The organism is Salmonella sp. 3C, assembly GCF_025426275.1.
Lineage (GTDB): Bacteria > Pseudomonadota > Gammaproteobacteria > Enterobacterales > Enterobacteriaceae > Salmonella > Salmonella enterica.
In genome coordinates this window covers 3,857,716-3,869,854 of record NZ_CP104858.1, presented here as the reverse complement: position 1 = coordinate 3,869,854, position 12,139 = coordinate 3,857,716, and the positions used below count along the sequence as shown (strand labels likewise).

Below are 12,139 nucleotides of genomic sequence, written 5' to 3'. Positions count from 1 at the left end.
AAAGCCTCTCTACGCTCTTTTCCGGGCGATCTGAAAACATAAAAAATTACTCACTGGTCATGTCTCTGGTACTGCTGGCGATAACCGCTACGTAACGCCTGTAACGCATATATGGCCTCGTCACACTCCCGCTCAAAATCCGCCAGCGGCGCGCCAAGAAGTACCGCGCTTGCCACTGCGGTTTTTTTAAAAGCTGTGAAAGCAGGTATTCAATGCTCTGCCCTGCCGTTATTCGTTTATGCAGTTCCGGCGCACTTTTGCGGATCGCCTCCAGAATAGCGGGGGTCAGTGCAGAGAATTTCTCGCAGTGCTCCGCCGTTTCCCGTTTCCGCCAGCGCTGAAAAATGTTTATCCGGTTACGGCGCCATGCGTCGTAATCCACCGTTCCGTCGTCACGCTCGATACGGTGAACCGCTATTTCCGGTCGCGCCGGCTGCTCCAGGAATGCGCGGGTAATCAGCTGCGTGGCGGTTTCCTGGGTTATCTGTAGATATGCCAGCCATGACGATAACGCCTGACTGGCTGTTTCAGGGGTGATCATGGTTGTTCACCTTCGTTAATATGGTTCTGCTATCGTTCACATGAGGCGGGAAAACATCATCAAGAACACAGCGAGATCCCAGATGGTTAAGTGTGGCAACAATTTTTCGGCACTCCTCCAGTCCGGGTGTGCGAAAATTTGCTTCGTAGTTCGCCAGACGGCTCTGTATCCATCCCAGGTGAGTAGCAAGCTGCCGTTGAGATAGCCCCAGTTGCTTTCTGTATGTTGAAATTTTGTTCATTTAAAACCTCCGAATTTTATTATTCACAATTCGTGAGCATAGTCAACTACACATACGTGAGTATCATCAGTTTCACGTAGCGTGATAAAATTCCAAACATGAAAACGATTGCAGAACAAATTGGCGAACGTCTTAAAACTATCCGCCAAAACAGAGGATTAAGCATGGGACGACTGGCTAAGCTATGTGGCTGGTCGGGGTCGTCACGCATTGCAAATTACGAGGCTGGAACGCGGAGTATTGGAGCTGAGGATGCCATTACGCTTGGTCAAGTGCTTGGCATTTCCCCCGCAGAACTAATGTTCGGTAAGCAGGAAAATGCCAACTCATGGCTGAGTGATAACCAACAAAAGCTACTCGAATTGTTTAATCAACTGCCAGCATCAGAGCAAACACGTATGCTTGATCTGTTTGAAATCAGATTAAAAGAAATTGATGAGTATGTAGAACAATACCTTAGAAGCAGACAGCATAAAAAAGATACTCCATCCTCTTGAGCTAACCTCCCCTCTTAGTAATCCCGCAAATGCGGGATTTTTTTTGCTTATCCATATCCCACCAAGAAAATAATGCTCACAATTCATATTGACAAATTACTCACGATATGTGAGCATTTGATATATCAAGACAACGCCAGACCAGATAACAGCCGGACAATACCAAGAGTTATCCCGCTGCTGAGTCGGGCTAAGTAGCCAGCCTGAGGCATACGAACATGACGGCAGTTGTTGTTAAGTAACAAGCGCAGTAGATAAAACGTTCCGCCGCCGGGCGTTAAGCGGGAATGAGGTCAGCATGGATTTCAATACCCCCATGGAAAAGGCTTACCAGGAATACTTTCAAAGCCTTATCGAAGGTAAGGGGGCGCTAAGCTTCGCAGAATTTGTAGAGGTACTGTCATGAAAATAGAAATATTCAGAATTGAAGGACGAGTTTGTTTACTCATATCCCCAATCAGTATCTCTATCGCGGAGCGCCTTGCTACTGCCATGGAAAACAGCGAAGTCGTTGCAGCTCTTGGTGCTTATCTCACATCCGTTGGCGAGGCACCAGATGGAGAACTCGTTGGGCTCTATCTCTACTTTGATCACCTCGATACCACTGCGTTCATAACGATCAATCATCTGATTGAAGCGGATAAGCCAGTCCCGATAATCGTCAGGTAGCACCCACGAATCGGTCAAAATTTCTTTGCATGATTCGTACGGATCGAGATTTTTGAACCAAAAAACACTAATTGGACGGGGTGTCATTTTTATGTCCTTACTGGTTGTGTGAGAACTCCAGTATACCACCGCCCCGATGTGGATAAAGACGGGCGTCAGCTCCACGATACGGAGCACACAACACGAAAGCGCGTTCGCTACTTAACTAAGGTTGTCGTTAAATCCACCGATCCTGGTTGAGCGCGCTTCCGGTTGCGAGTGGAACCCGTGACATTGCTGTGTGTAGTCTTTGGCGGTACCAGTTCATTCCTTTCTGGTATCCGCCCTTTTTAAACCGGAGATATGACCATGAGCACTATCGGTATTTATCTGGAGGGAGCCGACGCCACAATTAAACCCGTAAACATTCATCGTGTCGGTGTTGAAATTGAAGGTATTTCATTATCTGAACTGGTTGAATCGGTTGATGACACCCCGGAACTTCTTGATGTCATCGGCGAAAAAAATATAGCCCGCTGGATTTCCACCAGAAATAAACTCGACAGCTTTCTTGATTACTTCGACCACCGCGATGTGGCTGACTGGCTTGAAATAAGGGTCAGTGAATTACAACAGGAGGACTGAAAAATGAAACACCAGCACTACGGTACAATGGAGGTCATACGGCAATGTGCGGTTCCCGGAACAATGGTTAAATATAATGACCGGATTTATAAAGCCACGGCTAATACCAGAGGAAAACTGACGTTAACAAATATTCGTGAAAATATTACCATCCGGGATTTAGTTATAGAAATTTATCTTGATGGTAAAGGCGAACCACTGACAAACTGATTAATTTAACAATACCATTTTTTAAATCATGCCAGCAATGGCAGGGATTTACTCAACCTGAAAAAGGAAATAAAAATGAAAAATACAACGCCTGATGCAGCAGTATTACAGGAACTAAAAGAGCTCACCAGCCGTATATTTAAGATATGCGAGCAAAACAATATGCCGGTAGTTATTGGCTATTCATACGAGTTAAACAGAAACGAAGATGGCTATTCAATAAATAAATCAATAACTGCATATGCAGATGAAAAAACAGGAGCATGGGACTCCACTATAGCCGCAGCAGCCATGTTGCTCAAAGTGAAAGACGTCCCCAGGGAGGTTATTGGTGCATTGAAGAGCTTGTCTGTTGCAAGTGATTTTGCGCGGGCGATGTCTGAGGCCTCAAAGGAAAAAAGCCTGCATTAAATGCAGGCGCTTCCCCGGCTTTACATCCCGGGGATGCTGAGGTGAGCGACCAGACCCACCACCAGAGACATGACCAGTGAGCACCCGGAGAGGATTTTCACTGGCAAAACGATTTTAATCTTAACTGAGGTTAAAAAACAATGAGCATTAAGCAGGAAGAATATTCATTTTATTACAAGGTTAAAAATGAAAGTGCCAGGAAACGCCTCGGCTTTAAAGCCGGTTTTTTCTGGTATACAGCTAAAAAGCAGTCACTCGCCCTCTCCCGTGGCGAACTGGCTATGGATGCTGCCGGATTTGATGAAGCTGATTTTGCCAGACCTGTACGCGTACATTTTCCGGTAGAAAATGACATTCCGCCCGAGGGGGCCTTTGATACTAAATTTTGTGAAAACCGCGAACCCGGTGGCGAAGACGGCAAAACCCTGACACTTATCCCCGGCGCAGCTTCTGCTGTTAAATCAGATGAAACAGAACGCGCCGACGGTGCTGGCACTCCTGCCGGAGAAAACGGGATACAGGAATCTCATAACCCGCCAGCAAACCCTCAACTGACCGTGGTTGCGACACTGCCGTTCCGCCATCGCGTTCTGGCACAGTATATTGGCGATGGAGAATATCTTTATCACGTCGATACAGACCAGAAAAAAGAAATCGCGTGTCTGGAGATGGATACTCAGAATACCACTGTCCAGAACCTGATACTCGCAGCAGAAAATGTAGAGCCGTTCAAAAAAGCTATCGAGCACGATATTCACAAAGCAGTGAATGCGTATAAACAGGTATTTCCTGTCGATGGAAAAGTGCCTGAGTTATGCACCACTATTAAGTTTTTTAAGGAATGGTTCAGTGCTGAACACATTAACCGCGGCCTGCTGATTAAGGAATGGGCTGAACGCCTGAAGAATAAACCTGCACCCGTTAAAAAAACCGGGCCACATAAAATAATTGTCGACGACGTAAATAAGCCAGAACGTCCACGCCGTAGCGAAAAACCGACACACAGAACGATTAACTATGAGCTCGCCTGTGGTTTCTGTGAGGAGCTGGATCTGAATAACCTGCGTCCTGCAATGGATTTTGCAAAACTTATCATCGCCGAAGACCGGGAAGACTGGAAACAAATGTCGATGACAGTGGGCATTATTCCCGACATCAAAGGCTACGACCGACAGACCATTATTGACCTGGTACGCAAAGCGCCAAAGGCCGTACATAACGGTAATCCTGATCTTCGCCGGACGTGGTGCGAAAGCTTTCTTGCCGTTCATGGTGTTCGCGATCCGGACTGGTACGAATATGTGCCTGATAACACCCCAACAACCCATGAAGAAAATGCAGCAAGGCTTCGTCAGGCGGGCAAATGTCTGCGGGATATTGAGACAGGGAGATTTCAGTGTGATGAAGAAAAACCGCAACCGACAGGCGAACTGGCAGATGAACCAGCAACGCCTGAAGCAGTGGAACAGGACACAACTGAACATCATCCGGACCCGCAGCCGCTGGAGAATGAGCCACCTGTAAGCCAGACAGAAGCAGGCTACCAGAAAATACGGGCAGAACTGCACGAAGCACGTAAAAACATTCCACCCAAAAACCCGGTTGATGTTGGTAAACAACTGGCAGCCGCGCGCGGTGAATATGTCGAAGGCATCAGCGCCCCGAACGATCCGAAGTGGGTTCATAACAATTACAGCGCCTCAAATCAGGGTGAAAAAGAAGAAGTGGTGCCGGAGGAAAAACAACCAGCAGCAGAGCCGGAGGCTGTCACCAGAAACGCAGACGGGACTTTCGACGTTTCAGCGCTGTTCAGTGCTCCCTCAAATCAGACCGAAAAAATGGAAGCCAGAACAGAAAGAGATGGAGAAACGCCGAAAGAGAGCAACCAGCAGGAAACGGCTGGCGATACAGGGCAGGAAATTACAACGGACGGTGGATCAGGTACTGGCGGTGATGAAGCTGGCGAAGCGGCAGATCCCGTAGAAAACGGAAATTTCACTGTCCCTGATGATATACAGCCAGGTATTTACTATGACATCCCTAACGAGGCGTATCACGCTGGCCCCGGCGTCAGTAAATCACAGCTTGACGATATCGCAGACACACCAGCAATTTATCTGTGGCGTAAAAATGCCCCCGTGGACACGGAGAAAACAAAGACTCTCGATACAGGAACGGCTTTTCACTGCCGGATACTGGAACCAGAGGAGTTCAGTAAACGCTTCATCATCGCACCGGAGTTTAACCGCCGTACCAGCGCAGGAAAAGAAGAAGAGAAAACCTTTCTGGAAGAGTGCGCCCGGACAGGAAGAACCGTGCTTACGGCAGAAGAAGGCCGGAAAATCGAACTTATGTACCAGAGTGTGATGGCGTTACCGCTGGGGCAGTGGCTGGTTGAAAGCGCCGGATATGCTGAATCATCAGTCTACTGGGAAGATCCGGAAACAGGAATTTTGTGTCGGTGCCGTCCGGACAAAATCATCCCTGAATTTCACTGGATCATGGATGTGAAAACCACTGCTGATATCCAGCGGTTCAGGACAGCTTATTACGATTATCGCTACCACGTACAGGACGCTTTCTACAGCGACGGTTATCGGGCGCAGTTCGGTGAGATACCCACCTTCGTCTTCCTTGTTGCCAGTACAACCGCCGAATGTGGGCGTTACCCGGTTGAGATTTTCATGATGGGTGAAGACGCAAAACTGGCAGGTCAGCGGGAATATCGTCGCAATCTGCAAACCCTGGCCGAATGCCTTAGTAACGATGAATGGCCTGCCATTAAAACTTTATCACTGCCCCGCTGGGCGAAGGAGAATGCAAATGCCTAAACAGCCACCTATTGCAAAAGCCGACCTGCAAAAAACACAGGGAGCACGCACCCCGACGGCAGTGAAAAATAACAACGATGTGATCAGCTTTATCAACCAGCCTTCCATGAAAGAACAACTGGCGGCGGCCCTGCCCCGCCACATGACAGCGGAACGCATGATCCGGATAGCCACAACGGAAATCCGAAAAGTTCCGGCGCTGGGTGACTGTGACACCATGAGTTTTGTCAGCGCCATCGTTCAGTGTTCCCAGCTTGGGCTGGAGCCCGGCGGCGCGCTCGGTCATGCCTATCTGCTGCCGTTCGGAAACAAAAACGAAAAGTCAGGCAAAAAAAACGTTCAGTTAATTATTGGATACCGGGGAATGATCGACCTTGCCCGCCGTTCCGGACAGATTGCAAGTCTTTCCGCGCGCGTCGTCCGCGAAGGTGACGATTTCAGCTTCGAGTTTGGTCTGGAAGAAAAGCTGGTACACCGTCCGGGTGAGAACGAAGATGCACCAGTTACTCATGTCTATGCCGTTGCCCGCCTTAAAGATGGTGGCACACAGTTTGAGGTAATGACCCGTAAACAGATAGAGCTGGTACGGGCACAGAGCAAAGCCGGTAACAACGGCCTGTGGGTTACTCACTGGGAGGAAATGGCAAAAAAAACCGCCATACGCCGCCTGTTCAAATACCTGCCTGTATCCATTGAGATCCAGCGCGCGGTATCAATGGACGAAAAGGAAACGCTGACTATCGATCCGGCTGATGCATCTGTCATCACAGGTGAGTACAGCGTCGTCGAAAGCGCTGGCGTGGAAGAGAACGTGACCGCATAACGGAGACTGGCGGTCGCTGACCGCCTGAAGTGAAGGTGCTTTATTAATGTACAAATATAGAATAACCGCCATCGTCAAAAAGCCAGGTAATTCCCCGACAAACTGGGTTCGTTTTTCTGACAAAAAAATGAATAAAGCCGAGTGTGAAAAAATGCTGGCCGGCAGAACTGAAGCCGGGAAATCACGCGAAGAGAAAGTCACGCTGGAAGAGTTTAAATGTATTAAGGAATAAAGATCGCCTGCTGAATAATTAATTAACCGTAAAAATGCTTTTAAACACCGCTCACGCGGCGGGATTCGTACAGACTGAATGAGGGAGGTAATTGCAGCATGAAGAAGCCTGTCTGTATGTTCTGCGGCGCCCCGGCCACCCTGCTTTGTGACGGGATCATCGGCTGGGATGCCGATGAGGATGAACACGGGCACATGACAAAATGTCGAGCCATGTTCACCTGCGATGCGCCCGTGTGCCGGAACTGCGCTACATGGCATGGCAACATATTTTTCGATGGGAAGATCCGGATGATGGATACACGCGACCTTTGCCCCCAGTGCCAGAAGTTACACGAAGCCGGCGAATTCATACGCGTTGCAGACTACCGGAAAAACTCCGCCCTGCCGCAACCCTGCCTGACTGAAGAGCAGGCTGACAGGATACGCGCCGCGCATTGGGCAGGATTTACAGGACGGCGCGCCGGAGATGTAAAAGTTTTACCGGGCGGCGGTCAGCAGTCCTTTAAATTTTACCCTGATCATTGATGTTCAACCCTGACCGACCGCCACACCGTATAGTTGGCGGCGGTCATGAAGTAAAGAGACATGACTATGAGCTTTGTGAGACTTGAAACCTGGGGTGAATTAAATTATCCCGATGATCCACCACCTCTCACAACACTAAGACGATGGGCGCGAAACGGAAATATTTACCCGACTCCACTATTACATGGCAGGACGTATCGGGTTGATCCGGACGCGTTTTATATCAAGCCGAATAAAGTGGGACTTGTGCTTGAACAGCACCACCCAAACGGGCGCACCGGAAAACCGAGTGCATTGCTGGAGAAGTTGATCAGTGAGTCGAAAAAAGTACGATGCTAACCTTCCGAGGAACCTCACCTACCGTAAGGCCAGTAAATCTTTTTTCTGGCGTAACCCGCTAACTGACAAGGAATTTCCGCTCGGTCAGATCGCCCGCAGGGACGCTATCACACAGGCCATAGAGGCAAACAACTTCATAGCGCAAAACCACACACCAGTGGCGCTTATTGAAAAGCTAAAAGGAACTGACTCATTCACTGTGTCCGCATGGATTGATCGCTATGAGGTTTTATTACAGCGCCGGAGTCTGTCGGTTAATACCTACAAGATTCGCAGTAATCAATTAGCGACCGTACGCGAAAAAATGGGGGAAATAATACTGGCAGAAGTAACAACCAGGCACATTGCCAAGTTTCTTGAGTCGTGGATAACCGAGGGAAAAAACACTATGGCGGGAGCAATGAGATCAGTTCTATCTGACATGTTCAGAGAGGCTATTGTCGAAGGGCATATTGTGAAAAACCCGGTGGAAGCAACCCGGATACCAGAGATTAAGGTGGCCAGGGAACGCCTGCAACTGGAAACGTATAACGCCACACGAGCGGCAGCAGAGCATATGCCTGCATGGTTCCCTCTCGCGATGGATTTAGCGCTCGTTACTGGTCAACGTAGGGAGGATATCGTAAATATGAAATTTAGTGATGTTGTTGACAACCGCTTATACGTAACTCAGATTAAAACCGGAATGAAAATAGCCATTCCCCTATCCCTGACCCTTGAGGCACCAGGGTTACGTCTGGGAACGGTTATCGATCGCTGCCGGCTGGTAAGCAGAACTGATATCATGATCAGTGCAGGAATCAGGAAAAATAGCCCGACCGGGAATATTCACCCGGATGGGCTGACAAAGACATTTGTAAAAGCAAGAAAAGCCTCCGGCGTTAACTTCAGCAATAATCCACCGACATTTCACGAGATCCGAAGTCTGGCCGGACGGCTGTACAAAAACGAGCACGGCGAGGTGTTCGCCCAAAAACTCCTGGGCCACACATTAGCGAACACCACGAAACTCTATCTCGATGAGCGTGATGATAAAGCTTATATGATGCTCTAATACTCCAATTTTCGTTGTGAAATAAATGTTAAATTTAATTTGATTGTGATATAACCAAAAAGACCGGAATACAGAAATTCGGAAAAATTTCGGAAAATTTCGGAAAACGGATCGTAAGCGACTGTTTTATAAGAAAAATAAAAAGAGACCGAATACGATTCCTGTATTCGGTCCAGGGAAATGGCTCTTGGGAGAGAGCCGTGCGCTAAAAGTTGGCATTAATGCAGGCTAAATCGCCTTGCCCTTTAAGAATAGATGACGACGCCAGGTTTTCCAGTTTGCGACGAAGGTGATTGAAAAAACCTGGCGTTTTGTCTGTTATCAGAGATAAAAAAACCGTAAGCCTTTTCGTGAAGGTTTACGGTTTTTTATTAAAAATCAGTCAGCTATTGGATGGATCACAAAGCTTTTGCGCACGTTCGATAAACGGCGCCAGACTCATTTTCTCACCGGGCTTCGCCGGGTTATCGATTTGAATGACGGCAATAGGCTGAGCGCGCGTTTTACCCTCCGCTACTTGCTGTTCGGCAATGGCATTCAAGGGATACTGCACCAGCGTACTGGGGTTGATCACATAGAGCGCCTGGCCAGGCCGACAGGTCAACATGACCTCTTCCCGATTAAACGCCCACTTGTCTTTTCCTACTTCAAAACGACTTACGGTAATCACCTGCGGCGCCGCCAACGCTACGCCCGAAGTGGCCAGCAGAAGCGCCGGAAGGAGTATTTTTTTCATTCGTTATGCCAGTCCATCAAAAAGGTTCGAGGGTTGCAAACAGGCTGACGATCGCCAGAACTATGCCTCCAACTCCCCATTCAATTTGCGTCATCCTGACAAACCATAGGTCAGTCCGGGGATTTTCCTGTCGCATACGTGGTACGAGAACATACCGATTCGTCAGCGCAATTGCTACCATAAGCACGACCAGCGCACATTTTAACAAAAGCAACTGTCCATAGGTGGTCTGCCAGATAGCGGTAAATCCCGTGATAAATAGCGTGTTGCCAATGCCTGTGAGCAATACGCCCGCCACAAAAAAGTGACCATAACGAGAAAAACGCATCATGGCGCTAATAGCATGTTGACGCCAGCGTCCCTGAGCCATGCGCATACAATAAACCACTGGCAACAGCCCGCCAAACCAGGCTGCGGCACAGAGTAAATGCAGAGCATGGTTAATCTGCTGTAATGTTCCCGCTGCACCGTCGCGCATCGTCGCATGTCCAACGCCTGCCAGCAGGATAAACTGAGCAACGGTTAGAATAAGAAGCCGTCGTTGCATTTTTACCGGCGCAATGACTACCACCGCCAGCGTGACCAGCGCGAGGATAATTTGCCATATCCAGACCGCGCCAAAGCGGGTTTGCAGTACCGCGCCCCACACCGAGACGGAAAAAACATCGGGCCAGCCGCCGCCCATCAGTCCGCCCTGAACCGCCAGCATGAAAGCCGCGCTGATAACGCTCCAGGCGGCGGCATGTTGTTGCAGATGTAAAAATCGACGCGTCATTAAACGACGAATTGATGCGGGTGCCAGCCAGGCACCGTAAAGCGCGCAGCCGTAGACCAGCATCACACTAGCAAAATGAATAAATCGGAGAGTTATCCAGACGAATGTCAGCATCATTTATTTCACGCTGAAGGTGTATTTCCCTTTTGTTTTATGTCCATCCACCGACACAACGTGCCAGTCTACCGTGTAAGCGCCAGATTTTAACGGCTGCTCAAGCGGGATAATCAACTGCGTTTTATCCTGTTCATTTCGCTTTGCCGGGCGCGTTTTGATGAGCTCTTGCTGAGGGCCAGTAATGGTTGCGCCGCTGAACCCTGGCTCAATCCCTTCAGAAAAGTTCAGGGTCAGCGCCTGTGGCGAGGCCGTAACGGCAGCATTCGCCGCTGGATACTGATGCGTCAGGTGCGCATGTGCCCAAGCCGCTGGCGTCGCAAATGTCGATGTCAGCAGCAGTAAAGCTAAACATCGCGATGGTGCAGAAGAAGCCATATTCACTATTCCTTTTTGTTATACCTACGTTACAAAGAATAACCTTCAACAATCAATGAGTCGAGGATCATCATTTCCATCTTGCCATTACCGCGGACTCTTAGTACCTTCTGGCGGCAACAAAAAAGGAGACACGTATGAAAACAAATCTGGCTCAGCTTGAACAAGCGGAAATGGATAAAGTCAATGTGGACCTGGCGGCAGCCGGGGTGGCATTTAAAGAGCGCTACAATATGCCAGTTGTCGCGGAGGCGGTCGAACGTGAGCAGCCAGAGCATCTACGCGCCTGGTTTCGCGAGCGGCTGATTGCCCATCGTCTGGCTTCCGTATCACTATCCCGACTCCCTTACGAACCCAAAGTTAAATAAAAATTATATAACGTTACACTTCCTTACATGCAGACGACTACATTATAAGGCGATTCTTAACCTATGCTTTTTAGAATGGCTGTAGAGACTATGAAAAGGAAGTCATTATGTCCTCCTGGAAAATTGCTGCTGCGCAGTATGCGCCCCTGAACGCCTCGCCGGCGGAGCATGTCGCCCATCATCTGGAATATATTGAGCTTGCGGCTCGTCAACAGTGCGAACTGCTGGTCTTTCCGTCGCTGTCGCTATTAGGCTGCGACGAAAGGAATAAATCGTTGCCCGCCCCGCCTGACGAGGCGCTTTTACAGCCGCTCACTCATGCGGCCGATACCCATCATATGACTATCATTGTGGGTATGCCTGTTGAGCATAACTGCCGCTTCGTAAAAGGCATCGCTATTTTTGCCCCATGGCTAACGTCGCCGCTCATGTTTCACAAAAGTCATGGCGCCTGTATTGCCAGGCAGCGAAGCGCTATCAACGTGGTGGATGAGCAGCCAGAAGGTGGTGATATAGATCCCTCATTTACGTTATTCACAACCAGTCAATGTCTTAACGAACCTGAACTCCATGCTTCTACCTCACGCTTACAACGTTTTTCGCATAAATATGCGCTGGCCGTACTGATGGCCAATGCCTGTGGCAGTAGCGCGCTGTGGGATGAAAGCGGGCAACTTATTGTTCGTGCCGATTGCGGTTCGCTATTACTGACGGGCCTGCGCACAACGGAGGGTTGGCAAGGCGATATCATTCCATTACGCTAAGGTCT

The 12,139-nt window shown here is 49.0% G+C and carries 18 protein-coding genes; 12 read left to right on the top strand and 6 right to left on the bottom strand.

The window, feature by feature from the left end; translation table 11 throughout:
• Positions 1-46: 46 nt before the first annotated feature.
• Both N7E69_RS18570 and N7E69_RS18565 read right to left on the bottom strand, forming a co-directional pair.
• Positions 47-541, bottom strand: a complete 495-nt coding sequence (locus N7E69_RS18570) for a toxin YdaT family protein (RefSeq protein WP_001574210.1) — start codon at positions 539-541, stop codon at positions 47-49.
• Entirely contained in the window at positions 528-782 is a 255-nt protein-coding gene (locus N7E69_RS18565; RefSeq protein ID WP_001033912.1) for a helix-turn-helix domain-containing protein, read from the bottom strand. The genes N7E69_RS18570 and N7E69_RS18565 overlap by 14 nt, the downstream gene beginning before the upstream one ends.
• 98 nt (positions 783-880) lie before the next feature.
• Here N7E69_RS18565 and N7E69_RS18560 point away from each other — a divergent pair, with 98 nt between their 5' ends.
• Positions 881-1,279, top strand: a complete 399-nt coding sequence (locus N7E69_RS18560; RefSeq protein WP_001574209.1) for a helix-turn-helix domain-containing protein — start codon at positions 881-883, stop codon at positions 1,277-1,279.
• A 441-nt stretch (positions 1,280-1,720) separates the two neighbouring features.
• Here N7E69_RS18560 and N7E69_RS18555 read toward each other — a convergent pair whose 3' ends face one another.
• Positions 1,721-2,035, bottom strand: coding sequence for a hypothetical protein (locus N7E69_RS18555; protein WP_071591195.1), 315 nt, complete (start codon positions 2,033-2,035; stop codon positions 1,721-1,723).
• Positions 2,036-2,296: 261 nt separating this feature from the next.
• On the opposite strand from N7E69_RS18555, the gene N7E69_RS18550 reads away from it, so the two are divergent.
• The 9 genes from N7E69_RS18550 to N7E69_RS18510 all read left to right on the top strand — a co-directional run bounded on the left by N7E69_RS18550 (position 2,297) and on the right by N7E69_RS18510 (position 8,999).
• Entirely contained in the window at positions 2,297-2,572 is a 276-nt protein-coding gene (locus N7E69_RS18550; protein WP_000103933.1) for a hypothetical protein, read from the top strand.
• Between the two features lie 3 nt (positions 2,573-2,575).
• Positions 2,576-2,782, top strand: a complete 207-nt coding sequence (locus tag N7E69_RS18545; RefSeq protein ID WP_000682660.1) for a cell division inhibitor protein — start codon at positions 2,576-2,578, stop codon at positions 2,780-2,782.
• A gap of 75 nt (positions 2,783-2,857) precedes the next feature.
• On the top strand, positions 2,858-3,193 hold the full coding sequence (locus N7E69_RS18540; RefSeq protein ID WP_000799627.1) for a hypothetical protein: 336 nt from the start codon (positions 2,858-2,860) through the stop codon (positions 3,191-3,193).
• 140 nt (positions 3,194-3,333) lie between these two features.
• On the top strand, positions 3,334-6,024 hold the full coding sequence (gene recE / locus N7E69_RS18535) for an exodeoxyribonuclease VIII (RefSeq protein ID WP_000023732.1): 2,691 nt from the start codon (positions 3,334-3,336) through the stop codon (positions 6,022-6,024).
• The gene (gene recT / locus N7E69_RS18530; protein ID WP_001126030.1) at positions 6,017-6,847 is read left to right on the top strand and encodes a recombination protein RecT; all 831 of its coding nucleotides are present in this window, start codon (positions 6,017-6,019) and stop codon (positions 6,845-6,847) included. Before recE ends, recT begins: the two co-directional genes overlap by 8 nt.
• A 46-nt stretch (positions 6,848-6,893) precedes the next feature.
• A complete protein-coding gene (locus N7E69_RS18525) occupies positions 6,894-7,079 on the top strand; it encodes a DUF1187 family protein (protein WP_000280163.1) in 186 nt (61 codons plus the stop codon).
• Between the two features lie 98 nt (positions 7,080-7,177).
• Positions 7,178-7,606, top strand: coding sequence for a hypothetical protein (locus N7E69_RS18520; RefSeq protein ID WP_000743301.1), 429 nt, complete (start codon positions 7,178-7,180; stop codon positions 7,604-7,606).
• 60 nt (positions 7,607-7,666) lie between these two features.
• Positions 7,667-7,945, top strand: a complete 279-nt coding sequence (locus tag N7E69_RS18515) for an excisionase (protein ID WP_001675651.1) — start codon at positions 7,667-7,669, stop codon at positions 7,943-7,945.
• A complete protein-coding gene (locus N7E69_RS18510) occupies positions 7,920-8,999 on the top strand; it encodes a tyrosine-type recombinase/integrase (protein WP_000087638.1) in 1,080 nt (359 codons plus the stop codon). Before N7E69_RS18515 ends, N7E69_RS18510 begins: the two co-directional genes overlap by 26 nt.
• 382 nt (positions 9,000-9,381) lie before the next feature.
• On the opposite strand, the gene N7E69_RS18505 is transcribed toward N7E69_RS18510, so the two are convergent.
• The 3 genes from N7E69_RS18505 to yobA are packed head-to-tail and all read right to left on the bottom strand — an operon-like array spanning position 9,382 to position 11,002.
• A complete protein-coding gene (locus N7E69_RS18505) occupies positions 9,382-9,735 on the bottom strand; it encodes a YebY family protein (protein ID WP_000722368.1) in 354 nt (117 codons plus the stop codon).
• Between the two features lie 16 nt (positions 9,736-9,751).
• Entirely contained in the window at positions 9,752-10,627 is an 876-nt protein-coding gene (gene copD / locus N7E69_RS18500) for a copper homeostasis membrane protein CopD (protein WP_000979703.1), read from the bottom strand.
• The gene (gene yobA / locus N7E69_RS18495) at positions 10,628-11,002 is read right to left on the bottom strand and encodes a CopC domain-containing protein YobA (RefSeq protein WP_000168392.1); all 375 of its coding nucleotides are present in this window, start codon (positions 11,000-11,002) and stop codon (positions 10,628-10,630) included. It abuts the gene before it with no gap.
• Positions 11,003-11,139: 137 nt separating this feature from the next.
• Here yobA and N7E69_RS18490 point away from each other — a divergent pair, with 137 nt between their 5' ends.
• Both N7E69_RS18490 and N7E69_RS18485 read left to right on the top strand, forming a co-directional pair.
• Positions 11,140-11,370, top strand: coding sequence for a DNA polymerase III subunit theta (locus N7E69_RS18490; RefSeq protein ID WP_000856224.1), 231 nt, complete (start codon positions 11,140-11,142; stop codon positions 11,368-11,370).
• 107 nt (positions 11,371-11,477) lie between these two features.
• A complete protein-coding gene (locus N7E69_RS18485) occupies positions 11,478-12,134 on the top strand; it encodes a carbon-nitrogen hydrolase family protein (RefSeq protein ID WP_000100257.1) in 657 nt (218 codons plus the stop codon).
• Positions 12,135-12,139 lie beyond the last annotated feature (5 nt).